Here is a 25,569-nt window from a genome sequence, read left to right as displayed (position 1 = left end):
ACAGCGACGATGCAGAAGGCGCGTCTTGTTCTAAACGATCCTGTGCGATGTCATCGAACCATGAGAGCTCTGTTCAAGGGTGAACGCGCCGCCGGCCTGGAACTCGTCGACAGACCGGATCCCGTCGCCGCGCCCGACGAGGTGGTCATTCGGGTGCTCCGCACCGGCATCTGCGGCACCGACCTGCACATCCGCCGCTGGGACGACTGGGCCGCCTCGGCGATCGACGCACCCTTGATCCCCGGTCACGAGTTCTACGGAGAGGTCGTCGAGGTCGGGCCGCTCGTGCACGACATCGCGGTGGGCGATCGCGTCTCGGGCGAGGGGCACATCGTCTGCGGTACCTGTCGCAACTGTCGGGCGGGTCGACGGCAGATGTGCATCCGCACGATCGGCCTCGGGCTGCAGCGCGATGGAGCGTTCGCCGAGTACCTGGCGCTCCCCGCGACGAACGTGTGGGTGCACCACGCCGACGTCACGCCCGAGCTCGGCGCGATCTTCGATCCGCTCGGCAATGCCGTGCACACGGCTCTGACCTATCCGTTGGTCGGCGAGGACGTGCTGGTCACCGGATGCGGCCCGATCGGCCTCATGGCGATCGCGGTCGCCCGGCACGCCGGAGCACGGTTCGTCACGGCCACCGATGTGAGTGCGCCACGACTCGAGATGGCGACCCTCATGGGCGCGGACCAGGTCGTCGACGTCTCGCAGCGCGACATCCGCGACGCCCAGCACACTCTCGGCATGCGCGAGGGATTCGACATCGGCTTCGAGATGAGCGGGGCGCCTTCGGCTCTTCCCGCCATGATCGACAACATGAACCACGGCGGCCGCATCGCCATGCTGGGCCTGCCCAGCGACGGGTTCGGCATCGACTGGGGCAAGCTCGTCACCCACATGCTCACGATCAAGGGCATCTACGGCCGCGAGATGTTCGAGACATGGAACGCCATGGGCGCGATGCTGCAGACGAGCGCGACGCTACGCGAGTCGATCGGCCGCGTCATCGCCGATGTGCTGCCGGCGAGAGACTGGGAGCGCGGTTTCGCGGCGGCGGAGTCGGCCGGCACGGGAAAGATCATCCTCGACTGGACGGAGTTGTGATGTACGGGGCATTCGGTAAGCATGTGGCGGCGGAGCTCGCCGCGATCGACGAGGCAGGCCTTACCAAGCGCGAACGCGGGATCCGTGGTCCGCAGCGGGCCGAGATCACGGCTGACGGCGAAGAGGTCCTCAACTTCTGCGCCAACAACTACCTCGGTCTCGCCGACGACCCGCGGATCCTGGATGCCGCGAAGTCGGCGCTCGACGAGTGGGGGTATGGTCTCGCGAGCGTGCGCTTCATCTGCGGGACCCAGGAGCAGCACCTCGAGCTCGAGCGTCGGCTGGCGGGCTTCCTCGGCACGGACGACGCGATCCTCTACTCGTCCTGCTTCGACGCCAACGGCGGGGTCTTCGAGACCCTGTTCTCCGCCGAGGACGCGATCATCTCGGACGAGTTGAATCACGCGTCGATCATCGACGGCATCCGGCTGTCGAAGGCGCGCCGTCTGCGCTATCGCAACCGCGACATGGCCGACCTCGAGGAGCAGCTGCGGGCTGCATCCGACGCTCGCTTCCGTGTCATCGTCACGGACGGCGTGTTCTCGATGGACGGGTACATCGCACCGCTCGCCGAGATCTGCGACCTCGCGGAGCGGTACGACGCGCTCGTCTTCGTCGACGATTCCCACGCGGTCGGCTTCGTGGGGGAGAACGGTCGAGGCACGCCCGAGCTGTGCGGGGTCGCGGACCGAGTCGACATCTACACCGGCACGTTCGGCAAGGCTCTCGGCGGAGCGTCCGGCGGCTACGTGGCCTCGCACGCCGACGTCGTCGCGCTGCTGCGCCAGCGTTCGCGCCCGTACCTGTTCTCGAACACGCTCGCGCCGTCGATCGTCGCCGGTACGCTCACGGCTCTCGACCTCGTCGAGGGATCGGCCGATCTCCGCGCCTGGCTGCGGGAGAACGCGGCCCTCTTCCGCGAACGGATGACGGAGGAAGGTTTCGACCTCCTGCCGGGGGAGCACCCCATCGTCCCGGTGATGTTCGGCGACGCCGCACTCACCGCGCGCATCGCCGCCGAGATGCAGCGACAGGGCGTGTACGTCACGGCGTTCAGCTTCCCCGTGGTGCCGCGCGGGCTCGCGCGAATCCGCGTGCAGCTGTCGGCTGCCCACACCGCCGAGCAGGTCGAGCGATGCGTCTCGGCCTTCGTCGCTGCGCGTGCTGCCGTGAGCTGATCACCCGCAAAGATCGTTTTGCAAAGAAACGCTTGCAAAGAAAGCTTTGCAAGAGTATCTTTGCATGCATGGCCGACACAAAAGAGTCCCGCAGCCTGGATGCCGGCGCGCTCAAGGCGCTCGCGCATCCACTCCGGGTGCGCATCTTCGATCTCCTGAGCGAGCGCGGTCCGCAGACCGCCAGCACGCTCGCCGCGCTCGTCGGGGAGACCTCGGGCTCCATGAGCTACCACCTGCGAGCCCTCGCCGCGCATGACCTGATCCGTGAGGTCGAAGGTCGGGGGACCGCCAGGGAACGATGGTGGGAGCGCCCGAAGGGCCGGATCGACCTCCCCGGTCCCGACGACACCATGACCCCGTCGAACCGCGCATCGGCGCAGATCGTCACCTCGGAGTTCTTCCGGCTGCGTCACGAGACCCTCATGGCCTATCTCAACCGCTCCGAGGCGGAGATCCCCGAGGAGTGGCGCGATGCCGGCATCGTCATGACGACCTACCTCGACCTGACTGCCGAGCAGATGGCCGAGCTCAAAGCCGAACTGAGCGAGGTCGTGGATCGCGTCGTCGACCGCTATCAGGGCCAGACCGGACCGGACGTGCGCCGGGTGACACTTCGCACGGAGCTGTTCGACCTGCCTACCGCCGCACGCACGGAGGAATCATGACCAGCGCAACCCTGCACCTGACGGCGCCGACCCGCGTCGAACGCCGCATCCTCACCCTCGCCCGGCACCTCGAGACGTTCGTCGAACACCGCATCGCGGCGCGTGCCGAGCGCCGAGAGATCGCACTCGACCTTTTGCGCGAGCAGCAGGCGCGTCGCCAGGATCCCCGGGCCGTCGAGCATCTGCTCGCGCAGATGGGCGTACCCGGGAGGTGAGTCGAGCGGAGCCTGGCGCGTTCGTCTCGCTCCGCTCGCTCGCCCCCCGGGGTCAGTCCTCGAACGGGCGGGCGACGACGTCGCCGGATGCCGTCTGGACGACCTCCCAGCCGGCATCGAGCTCGGCGATCGCCCGGCCCTCGAGCCAGGTGAGCGTCCAGTGACCGGCGAGTCCCTTGGACTCCACCTCGGCGATCGCGGGGCGGAGCGCGGACGGCACGGACGCCGGCGGCTCCGCCCCGGTCGACCAGCGGGTGCCCAGCTGCATCATGCCTCCTCAGCCGGGGCGAGCTCGATCGTGACGGCGAACTCCGGTGCCTCGGTGAACTCGAGTTCCGCGATGCGTCCGACGGCGCGCAGGTCGTCGGCCGCGGCGCGCAGCGCCTCCAGCTTCGCCGCGGGTGCCGCGATCTCGGCCCGCGAGACAGGGGTCTTCTGCGAGGCCTTCGCCTCGGTCTTCGCCCGGCGGATGCCGATCAGAGCCTCGCTCGCCGCGGAGAGCACCGCGGTGTCGCCGGCGATGCGCAGCGGCTCCGGCCACGCGGCCGTGTGCACGGATCCCTCCTCGAACCACGACCAGACCTCTTCGGTCGCGAAGGAGATGACCGGCGCCAGCAGACGCAGCAGGGTCGACAGGGCGAGGCGCAGCGCCAGCGCCGCAGAGGCCTGACCCACGTCGGCCTGGTTGTAGGCGCGCTCCTTGACGAGCTCGAGGTAGTCGTCGCAGAAAGTCCAGAAGAACGCCTCGGTGACCTCGAGCGCCTTGGCCTGGTCGTAGTTCTCGAACGCCTTCGTCGCCTCGACGACGACGGCGTCGAGCGCCGTGAGCATCGACGCGTCCAGGGCGTGCGTCACCTGCGCGCCCTCCGGCACGGGGAACGAGAGCACGAACTTCGCGGCGTTGAGCACCTTGATCGCCAGCCGGCGGCCGATCTTCACCTGCGTCGGGTTCTGCGGGTCGAACGCCGCGTCCATGCCCAGGCGGCTCGACGCGGCCCAGTAGCGCACGGCATCCGAACCGTGGGCGTCGAGGATGTCGGCCGGGGTCACCACGTTGCCCTTGGACTTCGACATCTTCTTGCGGTCGGGGTCGACGATGAAGCCCGAGATCGCCGCGTTGCGCCACGGCGAGCGCCCGTCTTCGAGGGTCGAGCGCAGCATGGTCGAGAACAGCCAGGTGCGGATGATGTCCTGCCCCTGCGGGCGCAGGTCGAACGGCGAGGTGAGCTGCCACAGCTCCTCGTCGCGCTGCCATCCTCCGGCGAGCTGGGGCGTCAGGGACGACGTCGCCCACGTGTCGAGGATGTCGGCCTCGGCGTCGAATCCGCCCGGCACTCCGCGCTGGTCCTCCGAGTAGCCCGCGGGCACATCGGTGGTGGGGTCGATCGGCAGCGATGCGTGATCGGGTGTGAGCACACGGTCGTAGTCGCGCTCGCCGTTCTCGTCGAGGCCGTACCAGAGCGGAATCGGCACACCGAAGAAGCGCTGGCGCGACACGAGCCAGTCGCCCGTGAGGCCGCCGACCCAGTTCTCGTAGCGAACGCGCATGAAGTCGGGGTGCCACGACAGCTCCGTGCCGTGCGCGAGCAGCTCGTCGCGGAGTTCGCTGTCGCGGGCACCGTTGCGGATGTACCACTGACGCGTGGACACGATCTCGAGCGGGCGATCACCCTTCTCGAAGAACTTCACGGCGTGGTTGAAGGGCTTGCCGACGGCGGTCATGTCGCCGGTCTCCTGCAGCTTCTCGACGATCGCCTTGCGCGCGGAGAACACGGTCTTGCCGGCGAGCTCGGCGGCGTACCAGTCGGCCGCCTCCGCGTTCGTCACGATCGACGGGGCGGTCGGGAGGAAGCGTCCGTCGAGGCCGATCGTCGTCATGTTGGGCAGGTCGCGACCGTCGGCGGTGCGCAGCTCGCGCCACCAGATGATGTCGGTCACGTCGCCGAAGGTGCAGACCATCGCGGCACCCGTGCCCTTGTCGGGCTGGGCGAGGTGGTGGCCGTGGATCTCGATCTCGGCGCCGAAGAACGGAGTGCGCACCTTCGTGCCGATCAGGTGCTTGTGCGGACCCTCCGGGTGCGTCACGATCGCGATGCACGCGGGGAGCAGCTCGGGGCGGGTGGTCTCGATCGTGATCGAGCCCGAGCCGTCGGCGAAGGGGAAATCGATCGTGTGGTACGCGGCCTGCTGGTCGCGGTCCTCGAGCTCCGCCTGCGCGATCGCGGAGCGGAAGTCGATGTCCCACAGCGTGGGCGCGAGGGACTGATAGGCCTCGCCACGCTCGAGGTTGCGGAGGAACGCGAGCTGGCTCTGACGGATCGTGTCGTCGGAGATGGTGCGGTACGTCTGGGTCCAGTCGACGCTGAGACCGAGCTGACGGAACAGCGCTTCGAACTGCTTCTCGTCCTCGACGGTCAGGCGCTCGCACAGCTCGATGAAGTTGCGGCGGCTGATCGGCACCTGATCGGCGGCGCGGCTCGACTTGTTGTCGCCGCCCTCGAACGGGGGAGTGAAGTCCGCGTCGTACGGGAGCGACGGGTCGCAGCGCACGCCGTAGTAGTTCTGCACGCGGCGCTCGGTGGGGAGGCCGTTGTCATCCCAGCCCATCGGGTAGAACACGGTCTTGCCGCGCATGCGCTCGTAGCGGGCCTTCACGTCGGTGTGGGTGTACGAGAACACGTGGCCGATGTGGAGGCTGCCCGACGCGGTCGGCGGGGGAGTGTCGATCGAGTAGACGCCTTCGCGGCCCGACTGCGCGGCGCGGATGCGGTCGAACAGATACGTGCCCTGCTCGGACCACGCTTCGCCCCACTTCGCTTCGAGGCCTTCGAGTACGGGCTTGTCAGGGATCTGAGAGAGTGCGGACTCGGACATGGAGGTCTCCTCGAGCGATGTATGCGGCACTGTGTGAGCGTGCCTGAGTGTGGGGTGTGGCTCCAGTGTACCGACCGCGGTCGTGCAGGAGCCCGACGTCCACATCGACCGAGTCCAAGAATCCGCCCTAGACTGGACTCATCCCGACCCGTTCTTCCGAGGAATAGTCATGCCTGCACACCCTGCGCGTCGCGTTCTCCCCGTCGTGGCGCTCGCCGCCGTCTCCGCACTGGCGCTCAGTGCGTGCTCCGCCGGTTCGTCCGACTCCGCCGGCGCCGAGCTCGTGTGGTCGATCGAGGGCGCGAACCTGGCGGCCGGGCACATGGACCCGCAGGTGAGCCAGCTCGACGTGTCGGGGATGGTGCAGCGCGCCGTGCTGGACTCCCTCGTCTTCCAGGAGGAGGACGGATCGTTCACCCCCTGGCTCGCGACCGAGTGGAAGGTGTCGGACGACAGCACCGAGTACACCTTCACTCTCCGCGACGACGTGACCTTCACCGACGGCGAGCCCTTCGACGCCGCAGCGGTCAAGGCGAACTTCGACCGCATCGTCGACCCCGAGACGGAGTCCGCCCAGGCCGCGAGCATGCTCGGCGCCGACTTCTACGAGGGCACCGAGGTCATCGACGACCACACCGTCAAGGTGTCGTTCACGCAGCCGTACGCCCCGTTCCTCCAGGCCGCCAGCACACCGCAGCTCGGGTTCTACTCGCCGGCCGTGCTCGAGGAGTCCGCCGGCCAGCTCAAGGCGGGTGGCCCCGGCATCACGGTGGGCACCGGCCCCTACGAGCTCACCGAGTACACCCCCGACCAGGAGATCGTGTACACCCGCAACGACGACTACGCCTGGGGTCCGCACGGCGAGAAGGCACCCGAGGTCGAGACCCTGCGCGTCGAGATCCAGCCCGAGGCGTCGGTGCGCACCGGAGTGGTGCAGAGCGGCGAGGCCGACCTCGCGAGCAACATCCCGCCGAACCTCGCCGGAGATCTCGGCGACGGCATCACGGTCGACTCGGTCGAGTACCCCGGCCTGCCCTACTCGCTGTACCTCAACGAGCAGTACGGAGTCTTCGCCGATGAGAAGGTGCGTCAGGCCTTCGCGAAGGGTATCGACATCGACGCCGCGGTCGAGGAGATCTTCTTCGGCCAGTTCCCGCGGGCGTGGAGCATCCTCGGCCCGACCACGCCGGGCTACGACGCCGCGCTGGAGGACAGCTGGCCGTACGACCCCGAGGCGGCGAACGCGCTGCTCGACGAGGCCGGATGGACGGAGCGCGACGCCGACGGCATCCGCATGAAGGACGGACAGCCGCTCTCGGTGCGCTGGATCGCCTACACGCCCGTGCCCGACGACCGCGCTGCGCTCGCCAACGCGATCCAGTCGGACCTGAAGGCGATCGGCATCGATGTCGTCCGCGAGGTCCTCGAGCCCGGTGCGTACAACGAGCAGTACGGACCGAAGACGTTCGACCTGACCGACTGGGGTTTCTCGGGTGTCGACCCCGACCTGCTGCGCAACCACCTGCACACCGACGGGTTCCAGAACGCCTCGCAGGTCTCCGACCCCGAGGTCGACGGGCTGCTCGAGCAGGCCGTCGCCACCAGCGACCAGGGCCAGCGCGACGCGCTGTACGTGCAGCTGCAGGAGTGGAACGCGACCCACCAGGCGATCGTGCCGCTGTACGTGCCGTCGGCGATCACCGCGGTCGGCGATCGGGTCAGCGGCCTGCAGTACGACCTGTACGGGCGGCCCCTGTTCTACGATGTGAGCGTCGACTGACCGGGATCGGTCGCTGAGCGATCGGAGCGGAACGTGAAGGCTGCGCTCTTCCGGATCGCGGGACTCGCGGCATCCGTCGTGGTGGTGCTCTGGGGAGCGGCCACGCTCGCGTTCCTCGCGTTCCGAGTGATCCCCGGGGATCCGGTGTCGGTCATGCTCGGACCGCAGGCCCAGGTGAGCGAGGCCGTGAAGGACGGCATCCGCGCGGAACTCGGACTCGACCGTCCCCCGTTCGAGCAATACCTCTCCTTCATCGGCCAGCTCGCCAGAGGCGACCTCGGGGAGTCGTACCAGTTGCGGATGCCGGTGACCGAGGTCATCGGGCGTCAGCTCGGCGCCACGCTGCAACTGTCGGCGCTGGCGCTGCTCATCGCGGTGATCCTGGCGCTCGCCGTCACGTTGCTCGTGCGCGGCCGGGTGGGGCGTTCGGTCGCCGCCGGCGTCGAGCTCGTCATCCTGTCGTCCCCCGTGTTCTGGCTCGGCCTCGTGCTGCTGAGCGTGTTCGCCTTCGGGCTCGGATGGTTCCCCGTCTCCGGTGCGCGAAACCCGGCGACGATCGTGCTGCCAGCGGTCACGCTGGCTCTCCCGGTCGCGGCGCTGCTCAGCCAGGTCCTCCGCGACGGGCTCACCCAGGCGGAGCGGATGCCGTTCGCCGAGACCGTCCGCGCGCGGGGTGCCAGTGCCGGCTGGTTCACCGTGCGGCACGGACTTCGCCACGGAGCGGCCGGCGCGATCACGCTCGCCGCCTACCTCACGGGTTCCGTGCTCGGCGGTGCGGTGCTCGTCGAGACCGTGTTCGCGCGGTCGGGGCTGGGCCGCGTCACTCTCGCGGCGATCAGCAACCGCGACCTGCCCGTGATCACCGGCATCATCCTGCTCAGCGCTGTCGTGTTCGTCGTGGTGAACCTCGTCGTCGAGCTGCTGCACCCGCTCATCGACCCGCGGCTGCGTACGGGTCACTCGCGTCCCACCCGGCGCACGTCGGCGGCGGTGCTCCGGTGAGGCGTGCGCAGGCCGTGCTGCTGTGGTGCGCGGTCGCCGTGCTCGCGGTGCTGGCGTTCGCCGCGCTGTTCCCCTGGCTCCTGTCGACGCACGACCCGCTGCAGACCGATGTGCGCGCGGCGCTCCAGGCGCCCAGCGCCGAGCATCTGTTCGGCACGGACCAGAGCGGCCGCGACGTCTACTCCCGGGTGGTGTTCGGGGCGGGACGCTCGATCGGCATCGGTCTGCTCGCGACGGCGATCGCGCTCGTCGCCGGACTCGTCGTCGGAGCGCTCGCCGGTGTGGCACCGCGAGCCGTCGACGCGGGTCTCATGCGTGTGAACGACGTGCTCATGGCGTTCCCGGAGTTCCTCGTCGCGCTCGTCGTCATCGCCGTGCTCGGACCCGGCGCGGTCAACATCGCCATCGCGGTGACCCTTGCCGCGGTGCCCGTGTACATCCGTCTCGCCCGTGTGCAGACGCGCGTGCTGCGCGGGATGGAGCACGTCGAGGCCGCACGCATCCTCGGGGTCACGCCGGTTCGGGCGTTCGTGCGTCACGTCGCGCCGGGCGTCCTGGGATCGCTGAGCGTGCTCGCCACGATCGGCATCGGATCCAGCATCCTCGCGGCGGCCGGGCTGAGCTTCCTGGGACTCGGGCCGTCCGAACCGACGCCCGAGTGGGGTCTCATGCTCGCCGGCGGGCGCAACGTGCTCGGGCAGGCGTGGTGGATCGCGGTGTTCCCCGGGATCGCCATCACCGTGACGGTGGTCGCCGCGACGATCGTCGGGCGGGTACTGCGCGCACGGGCGGAAGGCCGGACGACATGACCGCCGCGCTGGATGTGAAGGGACTCCGCATCGACTTCGGCGACCAGCCCGTCGTCGACGGGATCTCGCTGCACGTCGAGGCGGGGGAGTGCGTCGCCATCGTCGGGGAGTCCGGGGCGGGAAAGTCCCTCACGGCTCGTGCGCTGCTGGGGCTCACTCCCGCGGACGCGCGCGTGCGCGTGGAGGCGCTGACGATCGACGGCACCGACGCCCGGGCACTGAGTGAACGACGCTGGCGGGATCTGCGCGGCAGACGCATCGCCCTCGTGTCGCAGGACGCCCTGGTGTCACTCGACCCGCTGCAGCGGATCGGGAATGCCGTCGCGGAGCCGCTGCACCTGCACGGCCTCGCAGGTGGTCGGGAAAGGGCGGGGGACCGCGTGCGCGAGCTGTTGCAGCGGGTGTGGATGCCCGACGCCGAGCGCCGCGCGCGCCAGTACCCGCACGAGCTCTCCGGCGGGCTGAGGCAGCGCGCTCTGATCGCCTCCGCGCTCGCCGCCGACCCCGCGGTGCTCGTGGCCGACGAACCGACCACGGCGCTCGACGCCACGGTGCAGGCGAGGATACTCGGTCTGCTGCGCGACATCACGGATGCAGGCACCGCCGTCGTCTTCATCAGCCACGACTTCGCCGCCGTGCGCCGGGTCGCCGACCGGGTTCTGGTCATGCGCGGAGGAGAGGTCGTGGAGTCGGGCCCCGTGGCCGAGGTCTTGGACGACCCGCAGCACGAGTACACGCGCCGGTTGATCGCCGCGACGATTCACGAACCGCGGATGGGCGCTGTGGCTCCCGCATCTCCCGTGCTCGTCGCCAGCGGGCTCTCGAAGGCGTTCGGGGGCGTGGTCGCGGTCGACGATGCTTCGTTCGCGGTGCCCGAAGCGCGCACGCTCGGCGTGGTCGGCGAGTCGGGATCGGGCAAGACGACCCTCGCCCGCATGATCGTCGGCATCGAGCGTCCCGATGAGGGTTCCCTGGAGTGGTCGACACCCCGCCGGGTGCAGCTCGTTCACCAGAACCCGCTCGGCGCGTTCGACCCCCGGTGGACGATCGGACGCTCGCTGCGGGAGGCGCTGGCCGCGGGCGGGGTTCCTCGCGCCGCGCGTGCGCGCCGGGTGGAGGAGCTCCTGCACGAGGTCGACCTCGACCCGAGCCTCGCGCGCCGCCGACCGCACGCCCTGTCCGGCGGGCAGCGTCAACGCGCTGCCATCGCCCGCGCGCTCGCCGCCGACCCGCAGGTGCTCGTCCTCGACGAACCCGTCTCCGCGCTCGACCCGTCGGTGCGAGAGCGCGTCCTGCGCCTGCTGCTGCGACTGCAGCGCGAGCGCGACCTCACCATGATCCTCGTGTCGCACGACCTCGATGTGGTCGGCGCCGTGGCCGATGACGTCATCGTCATGCAGCACGGGGCGATCGTCGAGCAGGGAACGGTGCGGTCGGTGTTCGCTGCGCCGCAGCATCCGTTCACGAAGGAGCTGCTGGAGGCGGGCGGCCCGGTCAGTCGATGACGCGGATGCCGATGCTCGCCGCTAGGACCGGGGCGAGCTGCTGCACCTGGAACGACGACAGCGTCGTGCCGCGCAGACTGTTGGCGTCGAGGAAGGCACCCGCGTCGAGCCCGCGAAGGTCGACGTGCGTCGCGCGAAGACCTCGTGGGTCGACCTCGTCGCTGCGCGTCTCGGAGAACCGGACGCGCGTGAGCTCGGCCTGGGGCACGTCGAGGGTGCGGATGCCGCACTCGGCGATCTCGACGTCGGTGGCCTTCGCCCCGCCGAGGTTCAGATAGTCGATCCGGACGCCGCGCAGTTCGAGTTCGTCGATGCGCGCTCCGCTGAGGTCGAGCGTGCCGAGGCGGCCGCCGTGGATCCGGACCCGGCGGAGGTCCGCGTCTCGCAGCCGCAGCGAGGCGACCCGCGCGTCGGTCATCGCCACGTCGATGAGGGTCGCTCCCGAGAGGTCGATGCTGTCGGCATCCGCGCTGATCGTGCACTGCTCGAGCGAGGAGTGCGCGAGGTCGACCGTGCCGTCGAGGTCGAGCCGTGCCGTGAACAGGTCGGCCCCGCGAGCCGGCCGGGCGTCGTCGAGCCGCGGCGGGAGGTCGGGAGGGGAGACGCGAGGGGCCACGAGGGTGTCGGATGCGCGAGCCATGCGTCGAGCGTAGGCCGGGGTGCCGACCTTGCCGTGTCGCGAGGGCAGATCCTCCCTCGGTGATTTCACCTTCCCTCGGCCGCATTCGGAGAGTCGGGCCGAGCGAAACGCATTCGGCCGCGCGAGCATGCGCGGGGAGTCTTCCTGCACAGGTCCCATACCGTTGCGGTCTCTCCCCGGATACGGGAATCGCGTACGTCGGCGGTAGCTGCACGCCTCCAGACTGAGCTGATGCGAAGAGACGTCGGCACCGTGGTCGAGGCGCTGAGTCGTGGCGACGGCGTCCTCCGTACGCGCACGCTGCAGCGGCGCGGATTCACTCCGCGCGATATCCGCTCCGCGGTCGAGACCGGTGCAGTCGTACGACCGCGGCGCGGGTGGTTGGCTCTGCCGTCGACCGAGCCGTTGTTGCTCTTCGCTGCCACCCACGGCGCGGTGCTCACGTGTCGTTCGCAGGCGAAGCGCCTGGGTCTCTGGGTTCACGACTCGAGCGGACCTCCTCACGTCGCGGTCGGCGCGAACGCGGAGGGAGGGCGCCGCATACCGGCCAGAGTGCACTGGGGCAGCCCGCTGATTCCCCGGCATCCTGACGCGCTCGTCGATCCGATCGAGAACGTGCTCGCGCATATCGCCGAATGCGAGCCGTTCGAACAGGCTCTCGCGACATGGGAGTCGGCGCTCAACAAGTCCCTCGTGACGCTCGAGGCGCTGAAGAACTACCCGTGGAAACCGGCAGCGCGCGAACTCCTCGCACAGGCCTCGCCCTTCGCGGATGCCGGGCTCGAAACGTACCTGCGCCTTCGTCTGCGATGGCTCCGCGAGCGCATTCGCGTACAGGTATGGATCGCTGGACACCGCGTCGACACGCTCATCGGCGACCGTCTCGTCGTCCAGATCGACGGGGCACACCACGTCGGTGCTCAGCGCAGCGAGGACATCCGGCACGACGCGGATCTGCGTCTCATGGGGTTCCACGTCATCCGCGTCTCCTACACCCAGGTCATGTTCGACTGGCCCACTGTGCAGGATCTGATCATGCGCGCGGTGGCGCAGGGGCTGCATCGGTCTCGGTGAACTGTCGCTTCGCTCGGCCATATGAGTCTGCCTCGGCCCGACCCGCGGTATGTGGCCGAGGCAGGAGCATAAGGCCGAGCCGAGGGGAGCGCGGATGCCGGAGGCGCCGGGTCCCGCGTACAATGGAGCCACCAGCATCGATCCGGCCATCACCGGGGAGCTCTCGGAAGAACGGTCGTGAGACCCAGTAGAACCGAGCGGGGCAGGCCCGTCACAGCCGCAGTGAGAGTGGTCCCGCCGTGAGGCGCGGCACGCGAGGTGGTACCGCGGTCCATCCGGGGAGTGAATCCGGAGGGTCGTCCTCGCAGCAGCATCCGCCACGACTCCTGCGAGACGACATGACCTATCCGCGTTCCTCCTTCGGCCCCGCCGCCGACCAGGCTGCCTCCGTCGCCCCGAGCCCGCGCTTCCCCGAAATCGAGCAGGACGTGCTCGAGTTCTGGAAGCAGGACGACACGTTCCGCGCCTCGATCGAGCAGCGCGAGGGCGCGGACGAGTGGGTGTTCTACGACGGACCGCCGTTCGCCAACGGCCTCCCGCACTATGGCCACCTGCTCACGGGCTACGCCAAGGATCTGTTCCCGCGGTTCCAGACCATGCTGGGCAAGAAGGTCGACCGCGTCTTCGGCTGGGACACCCACGGACTGCCCGCCGAGCTCGAGGCGATGAAGCAGCTCGGCATCACCGAGAAGAGCGAGATCGAGGCCATGGGCATCGACGTCTTCAACGAGAAGGCGCGCTCCTCGGTGCTGAAGTACACGCACGAGTGGCAGGACTACGTCACGCGCCAGGCGCGCTGGGTCGACTTCGAGCGCGGCTACAAGACGCTCGACCTCGGCTACATGGAGAGCGTTCTCTGGGCGTTCAAGACCCTGTACGACAAGGGCCTCGCGTACGAGGGGTACCGCGTGCTGCCGTACTGCTGGCGCGACGAGACGCCCCTGTCGGCGCACGAGCTCCGCATGGACGACGACGTCTATCAGAACCGTCAGGACCCGTCGGTGACCGTCACATTCCCGCTCACCGGCGCGAAGGCCGAGGCTCTGGGACTGACCGCCGTGCGCGCCCTCGCCTGGACGACCACGCCGTGGACCCTCCCGACCAACCTCGCGCTGGCCGTCGGTCCCGACATCGAGTACGTCGTGCTTCCCGCCGGCCCCGGCGGCGCCGCAGACGTGCACGCCGCCGCAGGGACCGAGGATGCCGCGGTCGAGGCCTCGGCTCACCGCTACCTGCTCGCCCGTGAGCTGCTCGCCGGCTACGCGAAGGATCTCGGCTACGAGAGCGCCGACGACGCGCTCGCCGCGGTCGATCAGACCGTGCGCGGCTCGGAGCTGCAGGACGTCACATACGACCGCCTCTTCGACTACTACGCCGATGCCGAGACGTACGGCACCGAGAACGCCTGGCGCATCCTCGTCGACGACTACGTCACGACCAGCGACGGCACCGGCATCGTGCACCAGGCCCCGGCCTACGGCGAGGACGACCAGCGCGTCGCCGGTGCCGCCGGCATCCCCACGATCCTGTCGCTCGACGACGGGGGCAAGTTCCTCCCGAACGTCACCGATGTCGCGGGGATGCTCTGGATGGACGCCAACACGCCCCTGATCCGCCTCCTGCGCGGAGAAGGCCGCCTGCTTCGCGAGCAGAGCTACGTGCACTCCTACCCGCACTGCTGGCGCTGCCGGAACCCCCTGATCTACAAGGCCGTGTCGAGCTGGTTCATCCGCGTGACCGAGATCAAGGACGACATGCTCGCGAACAACGAGCAGATCACCTGGGTGCCGGAGAACGTGAAGCACGGCCAGTTCGGCAAGTGGCTCGAGGGCGCGCGCGACTGGTCGATCAGCCGCAACCGCTATTGGGGTTCGCCCATCCCGGTGTGGAAGAGCGACGACCCCGAGTACCCGCGCGTCGACACCTACGGCTCCCTCGAAGAGCTGGAGCGTGACTTCGGCACGCTGCCGCGCAACCCGGAGGGTGAGGTCGACCTGCACCGTCCGTACATCGACGACCTCACTCGGCCGAACCCCGACGACCCCACGGGGAAGTCCACGATGCGCCGCATCGAGGACGTCTTCGACGTGTGGTTCGACTCGGGTTCGATGCCGTACGCGCAGGTGCACTACCCGTTCGAGAACCAGGAGTGGTTCGACTCGCACGCACCGGCCGACTTCATCGTCGAGTACATCGGGCAGACCCGTGGCTGGTTCTACGTCATGCACGTGCTGTCGACCGCACTGTTCGATCGCCCGGCGTTCACGGGTGTGAGCTGCCACGGCATCGTGCTCGGCAGCGACGGCTACAAGATGTCGAAGTCGCTGCGCAACTACCCCGACGTGTCGGAGGTGCTCGACCGCGACGGCTCCGACGCGATGCGCTGGTTCCTCATGTCGAGCTCGGTGCTGCGCGGCGGCAACCTCGCGGTCACGGAGGAGGGCATCCGCGCCGGAGTGCGCGAGTTCCTGCTGCCGATGTGGAGCTCGTGGTACTTCTTCGCCACGTACGCCAACGCGGCGAAAGACGGCGGATATGAGGCCAGCTGGCGCACGGACTCGACCGATGTGCTCGACCGCTACATCCTCGCCCGGCTCGGCGAGCTCGTGCGCGACGTGCGCTCCGACCTCGAAGGGCTCGACTCGACCACGGCGTCGGCGCGTCTGCGCGACTTCGCCGAGGTGCTCACCAACTGGTACATCCGTCGCTCGCGCGACCGGTTCTGGGAGGGCACCTCCACCGAGGCGTTCGACACGCTCTACACGGTGCTCGAGACGCTGTGCCGCGTGGCGGCTCCGCTCGTGCCGCTCGTGAGCGAGCGCGTCTGGCAGGGGCTCACCGGCGGTCGCAGCGTGCACCTGCAGGACTGGCCAGATGCCGACGCGTTCCCCGCCGCCGACGACATCCGCGACGCGATGGATGCCGTGCGCGAGCTGTCGAGCGTCGGCAACGCGCTGCGCAAGAAGGAGAAACTCCGCGTCCGGCTGCCGCTCGCGCGCCTCACTGTGGTGTCGCCGCTGGTCGACACGCTCGGACAGTTCGAGGACATCCTCCGCGAGGAACTCAACGTCAAGTCGGTCGAGCTCGTGCCGCAGTCGGAGACGACGGCCGCGGACTACGGCATCAGCCACCGCCTCAGCGTCAACGCCCGTGCGGCCGGCCCGCGTCTCGGCAAGAACGTCCAGACCGTGATCAAGGCCGCGAAGGCCGGTGACTGGTCGGAGGACGATGGCGTCGTGACCGCGGGCGGCATCGCGCTGGAGCCCTCGGAGTACGAGCTCGTGCTCGAGACCTCGGGTCGTCCCGATGGTGAGGCTCTGGCACTCGTACCGGGCGGCGGGTTCGTGCTGCTCGACACGCAGACCACCCCTGAGCTCGAGGCCGAGGGTCTCGCCCGCGATGCGATCCGCGTCGTGCAGGAGGCTCGGAAGAACGCCGGTCTCGACGTCAGCGACCGCATCGTGCTCGCCCTCAATGCGACGCCCGAGGACGCGGCGGCTCTCACCGCGCACGCCGAGCTCATCTCCCGCGAGACTCTGGCCATCGCCTTCGCGGCGCAGGCGACCGACGGTCTCGACGCCGTGGTCGACGGGGTCGAGAGTCCGGGCGACGGCGTCTTCCGGTCGGGCGCGCGAGCGCTCGGCTCGGCGAAGGGGCCGATCATCGTCACGATCGATGCCACGTCCGCGGTGCGCGAGGGAGCCTCGGCATGAGCGCCCGCGACCGCGCGGATGCCGTCTACGAGACCCTGCTGAGCCGGGCCGGCGAACGCTGGGTGCAGCCGCGCAAGGAGCGCACTGCTCGCGTGCTCGAACTGCTCGACGACCCGCAGCGCACCTATCGCGTCGTGCACATCACCGGGACCAACGGCAAGACGTCGACGGCCCGCATGATCGAGAGTCTGCTGCGCGCCCACGGGCTGCGCACGGGCCTCTTCACGAGCCCGCATCTGGAGCGGTTCACCGAGCGGATCATGATCGACGGCGAGCCCATCGCCGACGAGGCCGTGGCGGACGCCTGGGACGAGATCGAGCCGTTCGTCGGCATCGTCGAGGCCGAGCTCGAGGCCGCGGGTGAGGAGCCGCTCACGTTCTTCGAGCTGCTCACGGTGCTCGCCTTCGTCGCCGTGGCCGACGCGCCGGTCGACGTGCTGGTGCTCGAGGTCGGCATGGGAGGCGAGTGGGACTCGACGAACACGGCCGACGGCGATGTGGCGGTCTTCGCCCCGATCGACATCGACCACGCCGACCGGCTCGGGAGCACGATCGCCGAGATCGCGACGGTCAAGGCCGGCATCATCAAGGACGGCGCGGCCGTCGTCTCGGCCGAGCAGTCCGAGGCGGCCGCCGAGGTGCTGCGGCGTGTGGCGGCGGAGCGCGGAGCGTCGATCGCGTTCGAGGGCGCGGACTTCGGTCTCCTCGAGCAGAACCTCGCGGTCGGGGGGCAGCTCATCACGATCCGCGGCCTCGCGGGGAACTATGTCGAGGAGTACCTGCCGCAGTACGGCGCCCATCAGGGGCACAACGCCGCCCTCGCCGTCGCGGCCGTGGAGTCGTTGATCGGCGGCGCGCAGCAGCGCATCGCCGACGACATCGTCTCCGAGGGGCTGCAGGGTGCGACCTCGCCCGGAAGGCTGCAGCTGCTCGGCATCTCGCCGACCGTGATCGTCGACGGCGCCCACAACCCGCACGGTGCCCGCGCGTTGGTGCAGGCGATGGGCGACAGCTTCGACTTCGACGAATGGGGCGTCGTGCTCGGCATCCTCGCGGACAAGGATGCCGCGGGCATCGTCGCCGAACTCGCTCCGGCGGCAGCCCACGTCTTCGCGACCGCGCCGGAGTCGGATCGCGCCAGCGATGCCGACGCCATCGCCGATCTCGTCGAGGCGACCGGTCGCCGCGCGACCGTGCACGAGTCGCTGGCGGATGCCGCGGACGCGGCGCGCGAGTGGGCGGCCTCGTCCGACCGCCGAGCCGTCGTGATCGCCGGGTCGGTCGTGCTCGCCGGCGAGGCGATCGCCCTCGCCGAGGAGGAGGACTGGAAGTCGGGGTGGCGCGCGTGAGCGCGGACTCCGCCCCGGCCCGCAGACAGCGTCCGCCGCGTGCGCCCCGCACCCTGGTGCAGAAGCTCGCTCCGATCGTGCTCGGCTTCGAGTCGATCGTGGTGTTCCTCGCCGGGCTGACCGTCTTCGGCCTCAAGGCGCTGCCGCCCGGCATCCCGCAGTGGTGGGGGATCGTCGGCGGCGGTGTCGTCGGTCTCGCCTGCATCGCCCTGGCCGGCCTCATCACGAAGCCGTGGGCGATCACCGCGGGGTGGGTCATCCAGGCCCTCATCGCGCTGTCGGCCATCCTCGTGCCGGCGATCCTGCTCGTCGTGCTGATTTTCGGCGGCATGTGGGCGTATGCGACGATCATGGGGGCCCGCCTGGACGCACGACGCCCCGACGGATCCGCCACCGAGACTCAGACAGAGAGTGAATGACATGGCCACCGAAGAAACCCTCGTCCTCGTCAAGCCCGACGGTGTCGCCCGCGGCCTCACCGGCGCGATCCTGGCGCGCATCGAAGCGAAGGGCTACGCGCTCGTCGACATCCGTCTCGTCGAGCCCGACCGCGACCTCCTCGCCGCCCACTACGCCGAGCACGAGGGCAAGCCGTTCTACGAGCCGCTGCTCGAGTTCATGCTCTCCGGCCCGTCGGTCGCGATCCGCCTCGCCGGCAACCGCGTCATCGAGGGCTTCCGCTCGCTCGCCGGCACGACCGATCCGACCACTGCAGCCCCCGGGACGATCCGCGGCGACTTCGGACGCGACTGGGGCCTCAAGGTGCAGCAGAACCTCGTGCACGGCTCCGACAGCCCGGAGTCCGCAGCCCGGGAGCTCGGCATCTGGTTCGACTGAGTCGTTGCACGACGGAGCCCGCCGCACCTGAGGTGCGGCGGGCTTCGTCGTGCCGGCGGTGGATCAGAGGATCATGCCGATGACCTCGCCGAGGAGGTCGAGACCGCGCAGCTGCGCGAGCAGGATGATGATCGCGAAAGCCAGGATGGTCGCCAGCGGCACCCAGGCCATGAGGCTGTTGGCGCGCGCCTTGACCTTCTCGTTGCTCGTGAAGGTGCCATTGCGCGTCAGGTGCACCATCGTGGCGAAGAACGTCGGGATCGTGACCGACCAGGTCAGCATGCACCAGGGGCACAGCACGCCGAGGTTGGGGGCATAGAGGCTCTGCCAGATCAGCCAGCAGACGAGGCCGAACGCGAACGTGACGCCGACGCCGAACGCGGCCCAGAACCACCGGGGGAATCGGGCACCCGCGAGGATCGCGACACCGACGACCAGGGGAGCGATCCAGAGGCTCAGGCCGATCAGGGGGTTGGGGAATCCGAAGATCTCTCCCTGCCAGGATCCGAGGTTCTTGCCGCACTGGATCATCACGCTGACGTTGCAGCTGAGCTCGGCGTCGGGGTTCTCGAGCTGGATGAACTTGTCGATCGTGAGCTGGAAGGCGGCGAACCAGCCGACGACGCTCGCGATGATCAGCCAGACGGCGTAGACGACGGGGCGGGTGCGCTGCTCGCTCATATGTGGATTATCACAGCGGTCGCTATGGATCGGGCGTGAGGCGGCCGGAGAATATCGAACTCCGGCGCGGGTGAAGCCGTCGATGCCGCGTTCGCGGCCACTTGGTGCGATAATGGCCTGTGATGCACCGCTCGACCTCGTCGTAGCACGCATCGACGCAGACTTCGGGGCCGTATGCCCCTCGCGACCAGAGCCCAGAGCCGGTCGCACACCGAATGAGTTCGCGACACCCCGGTGCCGCATGAGAATTCGCGGAGCACCCGGTGCACCGCGCGAGGAGTACGCCAGAGATGGCCGACGAGAACAATGAACATGACGCCCCTACCCTCGACCTCCCTGCGGATGCTGACGTACCAGCCGCAGTGATCGCGGAGACTCCCGAGGAGTCGCCCGCGGAGGAGACGCCCGCCGAGGACACGGTGGTCGAGATGGATGCCGCGCCCGCCGCTGAAGAGGCTGCTGCCGAGGCTGCGGGAGCCCCGGCTGCCGAGGTATCCCCGGCAGCGGAGGAGAACCCCGTTGCCGAAGGTGCTCCTGCTGCGGACGAGGCTCCTGCTGCGGAAGAGGCTCCGGCTGCGGAAGAGGCTCCTGCCACCGAGCCGACACCGGCCGCCGCCGAGCCGGAGGCGTCCGAGCCCGAGGAGCCGGCCAAGCCCGCCCCGGTCACGGCGGTCTCGCTGGGACTGCTCCCCGAGGTGTTCGTGTCGCAGGTCTCGACGCGTCTGCACTTCTATGCTCCCGAGATCGTGCCGCTGCCCGCCCGTCCCGGACGCGACCGCGGCTTCGAGCGAGACCTGGACCGCGACGGCGACGAGTCGTCGTCGGGTCGACGCGGTCGCCGCCGCCGCGGCGGCTCGGACGAGGGCGACCAGCGCGACGAGCCCCGTCAGCCGCGCCAGCGCGTCGTCGAGTACATCACCGAGCCGAAGGCGATCAAGGGATCGACCCGTCTCGAGGCCAAGAAGCAGCGCCGCCGCGACGGCCGCGATGCGGGCCGCCGTCGTCCGGTGGTCACCGAGGCCGAGTTCCTCGCACGTCGCGAGTCGGTCGACCGCAAGATGGTCGTGCGGGCCAAGAACGGCCGCACCCAGATCGGCGTCCTGGAAGACGGCGTGCTCGTCGAGCACTACGTCGCCCGCAATCAGGACGCGTCGCTGATCGGCAACGTCTACCTCGGTCGCGTGCAGAACGTGCTGCCGAGCATGGAGGCCGCGTTCGTCGACATCGGTCGCGGTCGCAACGCGGTGCTCTACTCCGGCGAGGTCGACTGGGACGGCGTCGAGACGGGCAACCAGCCCCGTCGCATCGAGCTCGCCCTCAAGGCCGGCGACCGCGTTCTCGTGCAGGTCACGAAGGACCCCGTCGGGCACAAGGGCGCTCGCCTGACGAGTCAGATCTCGCTCCCCGGTCGCTACCTCGTGTACGTGCCGGGCGGATCGATGAACGGCATCAGCCGCAAGCTCCCCGACAACGAGCGCGCGCGCCTCAAGCGCATCCTGAAGGAGGTGCTGCCCGAGTCCTCCGGCGTCATCGTGCGCACGGCGGCCGAGGGGGCCACCGAGGAGCAGCTGACCCGCGACGTGCAGCGCCTCACCACGCAGTGGGAGCACATCCGCAAGCAGGTCGAGAGCCAGCAGGCTCCCGCGCTGCTGCACGCCGAGCCCGACCTCCTGGTCAAGATCGTCCGCGACGTCTTCAACGAGGACTTCACGAAGATGCTCATCCAGGGTGAGGACGCGCAGCGTACGATCCGCGCCTACCTCGAGAGCGTCGCGCCGGATCTCCTCGAGCGCGTCGAGACCTACGAGGACGAGGTCGACCCGTTCGACGCGTTCCGCATCACCGAGCAGATCGAGAAGGCTCTCGACCGCAAGGTGTGGCTCCCGTCCGGCGGCTCGCTCGTGATCGACCGGACCGAGGCCATGACCGTGGTCGACGTCAACACCGGCAAGTTCGTCGGCTCTGGCGGGAACCTCGAGGAGACCGTCACGAAGAACAACCTCGAGGCCGCCGAGGAGATCGTCCGCCAGCTGCGTCTGCGCGACATCGGCGGCATCATCGTCGTCGACTTCATCGACATGGTGCTCGAGTCGAACCGCGACCTCGTGCTGCGGCGACTCATCGAGTGCCTCAGCCGCGACCGGACGAAGCACCAGGTCGCCGAGGTCACCTCGCTCGGACTCGTGCAGATGACTCGCAAGAAGCTCGGTCTCGGCCTGCTCGAGACGTTCAGCGAGGCGTGCGAGGTCTGCGCCGGCCGCGGTGTCATCGTGCACCATGATCCGGTCGTCAAGCACCGCTCGAACGGCAACGGGAACGGCAACGGCGGCACGTCGTCGAACAACCGACGGCAGCGGAACGGCAACGGGCAGGGTCAGAACCCCGCGCCCGCGACGACGCACAGCATCCCCGAGGGCGCCAAGTCTGCGCTCGCGCAGATCGCCGCGTCGACGCGAGCCCCTGCAGCCGACGCCGTCGCGGACGCGCCGGTCGAGGTCGCGCCCGACGCCGCGCCTGCTGCGCCGCAGGATCGTCCCAAGAAGCCCCGCAAGAAGCGCGGTTCGGAGCGGAAGGGCCCGAAGTCGCCGGCCGAGCAGCTGCTCGACTCGGTGCTCGACGCCCTCCCGGAGCCGAAGGCACCGGGTCAGGGTCGCGGACGCCGCCGAGTGACGACCGCCGCTCTCACCGGCACCCCCGTCTCGGTGAACTCCGACTCAGCGGGTCCGGTCGCGTCCTCGGACGCGGAGTCCTGACGCGATCAGCCGTGTGACGAGCTCCTTGCCGCCGACGTGCTGAGCGCCGGCGGCGATGAGCCGTGGCAGCGCGTCCTCCGGGACGTCGTAGTGGTCGAGGTCGAAGGCCCTGCGGGGGAGTTCCTGGGCGCGCGCGAAGGCGTGCAGCTCGTCGAGGCTCTCGTCGCTGACCAGGTGCGCCCACAGTCGTCCGTGGGCGGGCCAGACGGGGTCGTCGACGAGGATGGTCATCCCGCCAGCCTAGAGCCGGACACGCAGCCCGCGGCGTTTTGCCACAGTGTCCGGCATCCGGTAAAGTAGTCCCTTGGTGCGCATGCCGCGTCGTCCTCGACGGTCGGAGCGGAGAGTCTTGCAGCCGCACCCGTCGCCCCGCGACGCATGCAAGCAACAGTCTTCCCGTGAGATTCTCGGAGCCCCGAGCTCCCCAACGAAACAGGTATGAAGTGGTTTACGCAGTAGTGCGCGCCGGTGGGCGGCAGGAGAAGGTCGAGGTCGGCACGATCGTTCAGCTCGACCGTGTTCAGGCTGCTCAGGGCGAGAAGATCGAGCTGGCCGCCGTGCTGCTCGTCGACGGCGCCACGGTGACCACCGACGCCGACCAGCTCGCGAAGGTCAAGGTCACGGCTGAGGTGCTCGGCAACCTCCGCGGTCCGAAGATCGTCATCCAGAAGTACAAGAACAAGACCGGCTACAAGAAGCGTCAGGGCCACCGCCAGGAGCTCACGCGCGTCAAGATCACCGGCATCAAGTAAGACCGAGGAGACCAGGACATGGCACACAAAAAGGGCGCAAGCTCCACCCGCAACGGTCGTGACTCCAACGCACAGCGACTGGGCGTCAAGCGCTTCGGCGGTCAGCAGGTCCTCGCCGGCGAGATCATCGTCCGTCAGCGCGGCACCCACTTCCACCCCGGCGTGAACGTCGGCCGCGGTGGCGACGACACGCTGTTCGCTCTGGCCGCCGGCGCGGTCGAGTTCGGCGCGAAGGGCGGCCGCAAGGTCGTCAACATCGTCGCCGCTGCTGAGTGATCACAGCACGACAGTAGACATCCGAATCGGGGCGGGCTTCGGCCCGCCCCGATTCGCTTTTTCAGGGAGAGAGACATGGTCACCTTCGTCGACACCGTGACGCTGCATCTGCGGGCGGGCAAGGGCGGCAACGGCTGTGTCTCCGTCCACCGCGAGAAGTTCAAGCCGCTCGGCGGACCCGACGGCGGCAACGGCGGCGACGGGGGCGACATCGTGCTCGTCGCCGACCCGCAGACGGGCACGCTGCTCTCGTACCATCACTCTCCGCACCGCAGCTCCGGCAACGGCGGTCCCGGCATGGGCGACCACCGCGCGGGGTTCATGGGCGAGGACCTGGTGCTTCCCGTGCCCGTCGGCACCGTGGTGAAGAACTCCGCGGGCGAGGTGCTGATCGACATGATCGAGCCGGGGGAGCGCTTCGTCGTGGCTCAGGGCGGTCAGGGCGGTCTCGGCAACGCGGCTCTCGCGACCCCGAAGCGCAAGGCTCCGGGCTTCGCGCTCCTCGGCACGCCGGGGCAGGAGGGCGATGTCGTCCTCGAGCTCAAGACGGTCGCCGATGTCGCACTCGTCGGCTACCCGTCTGCCGGCAAGTCGAGCCTGATCGGAGCGATCTCCGCCGCACGGCCGAAGATCGCCGACTACCCCTTCACCACGCTGCACCCCAACCTCGGTGTCGTGCAGCAGGGCGACTTCCGCTACACCGTCGCCGACGTCCCCGGTCTCATCGAGGGCGCGAGCGAGGGCCGCGGCCTGGGGCTGGAGTTCCTCCGCCACGTCGAGCGGTGCTCCGCACTCCTGCACGTCCTCGACTGCGCCACGCTCGAGCCGGGCCGCGACCCGATCTCCGACCTCGACGTCATCCTCGCCGAGCTGGCGGCCTACGAGGTCCCCGAGGGGCAGGCCCCGCTGCTCGAGCGGCCGCAGCTCGTCGCGCTGAACAAGGTCGACGTCCCCGAGGCGCGCGACCTCGCCGACCTCGTGCGCCCCGACCTCGAGGCCCGCGGGTTCCGCGTCTTCGAGATCTCCACGGTCTCGCACGAGGGGCTGCGTCCGCTGACCTTCGCGCTCGGCGAGATCGTCGAGCAGCACCGAGCAGAGCAGGCCGCTGCCGCTCCGGTCCGCGAGCGCGTCGTGATCAAGCCCAAGGGGTCGCAGAAGGACTTCACGATCCGGGTCGAGGGCGGCACCTACGGCAACGTGTACCGCATCATCGGGGAGAAACCGGTGCGCTGGGTGCAGCAGACCGACTTCCAGAACGAGGAGGCCGTCGGCTACCTCGCCGACCGCCTCGAGAAGCTGGGCGTCGAGGACGAGCTCTTCCGCCTCGGTGCCGTGCAGGGCTCGACCGTGGTCATCGGCGAGGGCGACAGCATCGTCTTCGACTGGGAGCCGACCATGTCGTCGGCCGCCGAGCTCATGACGGCGCCGCGCGGCACCGACCCGCGTCTCGCCCCCAACGGCCGTCGCACCACCTCGGAGCGTCGCGAGCAGTACTACGAGCGGATGGATGCCAGGGCCGTCGCCAGGGCGGAGGCGGAGGAACGCCGTCTCGCGACCCGCGAGGACGACGCGTGACAGCTCGCACCAGGGCGGATCTGGCGACCGCCGCGCGGATCGTCGTGAAGGTCGGCTCGTCGTCGATCAGCGGCGAGGCGTCCTGGCGCATACCGGTGCTGGTCGAGGCTCTCGCAGCCGCGCACGGGCGCGGCGCCGAGGTCATCCTCGTCTCCTCGGGGGCGATCGCCACCGGCATCCCGTTCCTGCGTCTCGACGCCCGGCCGACCGACCTGGCGACGCAGCAGGCGGCCGCTGCCGTGGGGCAGAACATCCTCGTGTACCGGTACCAGGAGGCGCTGCGTCCCTTCGACATCGTCGCCGGGCAGGTGCTGCTCACCACGGGCGACCTCGAGAACCCGACCTCGCGCAGCAACGCCCGTCGTGCGATGGAGCGTCTGCTCGGCCTCCGCATCCTGCCCATCGTGAACGAGAACGACACGGTGGCGACGCAGGAGATCAGGTTCGGCGACAACGACAGGCTCGGAGCCCTGGTGGCGCAGCTCACGCAGGCCGATGCACTGGTGCTGTTGAGCGACATCGAGTCCCTGTACACGCGTCCGCCGTCCGACCCCCGGGCCGAGCCGATCGATGTCGTCGCTCCGGACGCCGATCTCTCCGGACTCGAGTTCGGATCGACCGTCGTCAACAGCGTCGGCACCGGGGGAGCGGCGACCAAGGTCTCGGCCGCGCGGCTTGCCGCGGCATCCGGCATCGGAGTGCTCGTGACGAGCGCCGACCTCGTCGGCCGGGCCCTGACCGGCGAGGAAATAGGCACCTGGTTCGAGCCGGCGCTCTCCTAGACTGG

23 protein-coding genes are annotated in these 25,569 nt (G+C 69.4%); 18 read left to right on the top strand and 5 right to left on the bottom strand.

All coding sequences use genetic code 11. The features are described from left to right. The first annotated feature begins 60 nt into the window (after positions 1–60). From tdh to RAC81_RS14105, 4 genes are all read left to right on the top strand, one after another. A complete protein-coding gene (gene tdh, locus RAC81_RS14120) occupies positions 61–1,104 on the top strand; it encodes an L-threonine 3-dehydrogenase (protein ID WP_375082957.1) in 1,044 nt (347 codons plus the stop codon). After that, positions 1,104–2,282: a glycine C-acetyltransferase gene (locus RAC81_RS14115; protein ID WP_375082956.1), complete on the top strand. Its 1,179-nt coding sequence runs from the start codon at positions 1,104–1,106 to the stop codon at positions 2,280–2,282. The genes tdh and RAC81_RS14115 overlap by 1 nt, the downstream gene beginning before the upstream one ends. A 68-nt stretch (positions 2,283–2,350) precedes the next feature. Next, the gene (locus RAC81_RS14110) at positions 2,351–2,947 is read left to right on the top strand and encodes an ArsR/SmtB family transcription factor (protein ID WP_375082955.1); all 597 of its coding nucleotides are present in this window, start codon (positions 2,351–2,353) and stop codon (positions 2,945–2,947) included. Continuing rightward, on the top strand, positions 2,944–3,162 hold the full coding sequence (locus RAC81_RS14105; protein WP_375082954.1) for a hypothetical protein: 219 nt from the start codon (positions 2,944–2,946) through the stop codon (positions 3,160–3,162). Before RAC81_RS14110 ends, RAC81_RS14105 begins: the two co-directional genes overlap by 4 nt. Before the next feature lie 52 nt (positions 3,163–3,214). Here RAC81_RS14105 and RAC81_RS14100 read toward each other — a convergent pair whose 3' ends face one another. Further along, positions 3,215–3,430 (bottom strand): hypothetical protein, encoded by a 216-nt coding sequence (locus RAC81_RS14100; protein WP_375082953.1) that lies wholly within the window; start codon positions 3,428–3,430, stop codon positions 3,215–3,217. Then, a complete protein-coding gene (gene valS, locus RAC81_RS14095) occupies positions 3,430–6,036 on the bottom strand; it encodes a valine--tRNA ligase (RefSeq protein ID WP_375082952.1) in 2,607 nt (868 codons plus the stop codon). The genes RAC81_RS14100 and valS overlap by 1 nt, the downstream gene beginning before the upstream one ends. A 169-nt stretch (positions 6,037–6,205) precedes the next feature. On the opposite strand from valS, the gene RAC81_RS14090 reads away from it, so the two are divergent. The 4 genes from RAC81_RS14090 to RAC81_RS14075 are packed head-to-tail and all read left to right on the top strand — an operon-like array spanning position 6,206 to position 11,132. Continuing rightward, positions 6,206–7,816 (top strand): ABC transporter substrate-binding protein, encoded by a 1,611-nt coding sequence (locus RAC81_RS14090; RefSeq protein WP_375082951.1) that lies wholly within the window; start codon positions 6,206–6,208, stop codon positions 7,814–7,816. Positions 7,817–7,849: 33 nt separating this feature from the next. Further along, the gene (locus RAC81_RS14085) at positions 7,850–8,818 is read left to right on the top strand and encodes an ABC transporter permease (protein WP_375082950.1); all 969 of its coding nucleotides are present in this window, start codon (positions 7,850–7,852) and stop codon (positions 8,816–8,818) included. After that, positions 8,815–9,627 carry an ABC transporter permease gene (locus RAC81_RS14080; RefSeq protein WP_375082949.1) on the top strand — a complete coding sequence of 271 codons (813 nt, stop codon included), beginning with the start codon at positions 8,815–8,817 and terminating at the stop codon, positions 9,625–9,627. Before RAC81_RS14085 ends, RAC81_RS14080 begins: the two co-directional genes overlap by 4 nt. Further along, on the top strand, positions 9,624–11,132 hold the full coding sequence (locus RAC81_RS14075) for a dipeptide ABC transporter ATP-binding protein (RefSeq protein ID WP_375082948.1): 1,509 nt from the start codon (positions 9,624–9,626) through the stop codon (positions 11,130–11,132). The genes RAC81_RS14080 and RAC81_RS14075 overlap by 4 nt, the downstream gene beginning before the upstream one ends. Here RAC81_RS14075 and RAC81_RS14070 read toward each other — a convergent pair. Next, positions 11,122–11,772 (bottom strand): pentapeptide repeat-containing protein, encoded by a 651-nt coding sequence (locus RAC81_RS14070; RefSeq protein WP_375082947.1) that lies wholly within the window; start codon positions 11,770–11,772, stop codon positions 11,122–11,124. The two genes, RAC81_RS14075 and RAC81_RS14070, sit on opposite strands and share 11 nt — an antisense overlap. Before the next feature lie 231 nt (positions 11,773–12,003). On the opposite strand from RAC81_RS14070, the gene RAC81_RS14065 reads away from it, so the two are divergent. The 5 genes from RAC81_RS14065 to ndk all read left to right on the top strand — a co-directional run bounded on the left by RAC81_RS14065 (position 12,004) and on the right by ndk (position 18,745). Beyond that, the gene (locus RAC81_RS14065) at positions 12,004–12,846 is read left to right on the top strand and encodes a DUF559 domain-containing protein (protein WP_375082946.1); all 843 of its coding nucleotides are present in this window, start codon (positions 12,004–12,006) and stop codon (positions 12,844–12,846) included. A 338-nt stretch (positions 12,847–13,184) separates the two neighbouring features. Further along, positions 13,185–16,559, top strand: a complete 3,375-nt coding sequence (gene ileS, locus RAC81_RS14060; RefSeq protein ID WP_375082945.1) for an isoleucine--tRNA ligase — start codon at positions 13,185–13,187, stop codon at positions 16,557–16,559. Continuing rightward, positions 16,556–17,908 carry a bifunctional folylpolyglutamate synthase/dihydrofolate synthase gene (locus RAC81_RS14055; protein ID WP_375082944.1) on the top strand — a complete coding sequence of 451 codons (1,353 nt, stop codon included), beginning with the start codon at positions 16,556–16,558 and terminating at the stop codon, positions 17,906–17,908. The genes ileS and RAC81_RS14055 overlap by 4 nt, the downstream gene beginning before the upstream one ends. Then, the gene (locus RAC81_RS14050) at positions 17,905–18,327 is read left to right on the top strand and encodes a DUF4233 domain-containing protein (RefSeq protein ID WP_375082943.1); all 423 of its coding nucleotides are present in this window, start codon (positions 17,905–17,907) and stop codon (positions 18,325–18,327) included. Before RAC81_RS14055 ends, RAC81_RS14050 begins: the two co-directional genes overlap by 4 nt. 1 nt (position 18,328) lies before the next feature. Continuing rightward, positions 18,329–18,745 carry a nucleoside-diphosphate kinase gene (ndk, locus tag RAC81_RS14045; RefSeq protein ID WP_067120383.1) on the top strand — a complete coding sequence of 139 codons (417 nt, stop codon included), beginning with the start codon at positions 18,329–18,331 and terminating at the stop codon, positions 18,743–18,745. Between the two features lie 63 nt (positions 18,746–18,808). Here ndk and RAC81_RS14040 read toward each other — a convergent pair whose 3' ends face one another. Further along, on the bottom strand, positions 18,809–19,426 hold the full coding sequence (locus RAC81_RS14040) for a vitamin K epoxide reductase family protein (RefSeq protein WP_251588700.1): 618 nt from the start codon (positions 19,424–19,426) through the stop codon (positions 18,809–18,811). A 290-nt stretch (positions 19,427–19,716) separates the two neighbouring features. Here RAC81_RS14040 and RAC81_RS14035 point away from each other — a divergent pair, with 290 nt between their 5' ends. After that, complete coding sequence (locus RAC81_RS14035) at positions 19,717–22,179, top strand: Rne/Rng family ribonuclease (protein ID WP_375082942.1); 2,463 nt, start codon at positions 19,717–19,719, stop codon at positions 22,177–22,179. On the opposite strand, the gene RAC81_RS14030 is transcribed toward RAC81_RS14035, so the two are convergent. Next, positions 22,141–22,410, bottom strand: coding sequence for a DUF4031 domain-containing protein (locus RAC81_RS14030; protein ID WP_096715590.1), 270 nt, complete (start codon positions 22,408–22,410; stop codon positions 22,141–22,143). The genes RAC81_RS14035 and RAC81_RS14030 overlap by 39 nt on opposite strands. 212 nt (positions 22,411–22,622) lie before the next feature. On the opposite strand from RAC81_RS14030, the gene rplU reads away from it, so the two are divergent. From rplU to proB, 4 genes are all read left to right on the top strand, one after another. After that, the gene (rplU, locus tag RAC81_RS14025) at positions 22,623–22,931 is read left to right on the top strand and encodes a 50S ribosomal protein L21 (RefSeq protein WP_179297631.1); all 309 of its coding nucleotides are present in this window, start codon (positions 22,623–22,625) and stop codon (positions 22,929–22,931) included. An 18-nt stretch (positions 22,932–22,949) separates the two neighbouring features. Continuing rightward, the gene (gene rpmA / locus RAC81_RS14020; protein WP_017202370.1) at positions 22,950–23,207 is read left to right on the top strand and encodes a 50S ribosomal protein L27; all 258 of its coding nucleotides are present in this window, start codon (positions 22,950–22,952) and stop codon (positions 23,205–23,207) included. A 75-nt stretch (positions 23,208–23,282) separates the two neighbouring features. Beyond that, on the top strand, positions 23,283–24,782 hold the full coding sequence (obgE, locus tag RAC81_RS14015; protein WP_375082941.1) for a GTPase ObgE: 1,500 nt from the start codon (positions 23,283–23,285) through the stop codon (positions 24,780–24,782). Continuing rightward, positions 24,779–25,564 carry a glutamate 5-kinase gene (gene proB, locus RAC81_RS14010; RefSeq protein ID WP_375082940.1) on the top strand — a complete coding sequence of 262 codons (786 nt, stop codon included), beginning with the start codon at positions 24,779–24,781 and terminating at the stop codon, positions 25,562–25,564. Before obgE ends, proB begins: the two co-directional genes overlap by 4 nt. Positions 25,565–25,569: the final 5 nt, after the last annotated feature.

The sequence above is a fragment of the Microbacterium sp. CR_7 genome, from assembly GCF_041954755.1.
In the GTDB taxonomy this organism is placed as follows: Bacteria; Actinomycetota; Actinomycetes; order Actinomycetales; family Microbacteriaceae; genus Microbacterium.
Note: the sequence above shows the minus strand (reverse complement) of the source record. Positions and strands in the feature narration are given on the sequence as shown.

Excerpts from the sequence above, each read along its gene's own strand:
- tdh (WP_375082957.1), top strand. The coding sequence starts at position 61 with ATGAGAGCTCTGTTCAAGGGTGAACGCGCCGCCGGCCTGGAACTCGTC.
- RAC81_RS14115 (WP_375082956.1), top strand. The coding sequence starts at position 1,104 with ATGTACGGGGCATTCGGTAAGCATGTGGCGGCGGAGCTCGCCGCGATC.
- RAC81_RS14110 (WP_375082955.1), top strand. The coding sequence starts at position 2,351 with ATGGCCGACACAAAAGAGTCCCGCAGCCTGGATGCCGGCGCGCTCAAG.
- RAC81_RS14105 (WP_375082954.1), top strand. The coding sequence starts at position 2,944 with ATGACCAGCGCAACCCTGCACCTGACGGCGCCGACCCGCGTCGAACGC.
- RAC81_RS14100 (WP_375082953.1), bottom strand. The coding sequence starts at position 3,430 with ATGCAGCTGGGCACCCGCTGGTCGACCGGGGCGGAGCCGCCGGCGTCC.
- valS (WP_375082952.1), bottom strand. The coding sequence starts at position 6,036 with ATGTCCGAGTCCGCACTCTCTCAGATCCCTGACAAGCCCGTACTCGAA.
- RAC81_RS14090 (WP_375082951.1), top strand. The coding sequence starts at position 6,206 with ATGCCTGCACACCCTGCGCGTCGCGTTCTCCCCGTCGTGGCGCTCGCC.
- RAC81_RS14075 (WP_375082948.1), top strand. The coding sequence starts at position 9,624 with ATGACCGCCGCGCTGGATGTGAAGGGACTCCGCATCGACTTCGGCGAC.
- RAC81_RS14070 (WP_375082947.1), bottom strand. The coding sequence starts at position 11,772 with ATGGCTCGCGCATCCGACACCCTCGTGGCCCCTCGCGTCTCCCCTCCC.
- RAC81_RS14065 (WP_375082946.1), top strand. The coding sequence starts at position 12,004 with ATGCGAAGAGACGTCGGCACCGTGGTCGAGGCGCTGAGTCGTGGCGAC.
- ileS (WP_375082945.1), top strand. The coding sequence starts at position 13,185 with ATGACCTATCCGCGTTCCTCCTTCGGCCCCGCCGCCGACCAGGCTGCC.
- RAC81_RS14055 (WP_375082944.1), top strand. The coding sequence starts at position 16,556 with ATGAGCGCCCGCGACCGCGCGGATGCCGTCTACGAGACCCTGCTGAGC.
- ndk (WP_067120383.1), top strand. The coding sequence starts at position 18,329 with ATGGCCACCGAAGAAACCCTCGTCCTCGTCAAGCCCGACGGTGTCGCC.
- RAC81_RS14040 (WP_251588700.1), bottom strand. The coding sequence starts at position 19,426 with ATGAGCGAGCAGCGCACCCGCCCCGTCGTCTACGCCGTCTGGCTGATC.
- RAC81_RS14035 (WP_375082942.1), top strand. The coding sequence starts at position 19,717 with ATGGCCGACGAGAACAATGAACATGACGCCCCTACCCTCGACCTCCCT.
- RAC81_RS14030 (WP_096715590.1), bottom strand. The coding sequence starts at position 22,410 with ATGACCATCCTCGTCGACGACCCCGTCTGGCCCGCCCACGGACGACTG.
- rpmA (WP_017202370.1), top strand. The coding sequence starts at position 22,950 with ATGGCACACAAAAAGGGCGCAAGCTCCACCCGCAACGGTCGTGACTCC.
- obgE (WP_375082941.1), top strand. The coding sequence starts at position 23,283 with ATGGTCACCTTCGTCGACACCGTGACGCTGCATCTGCGGGCGGGCAAG.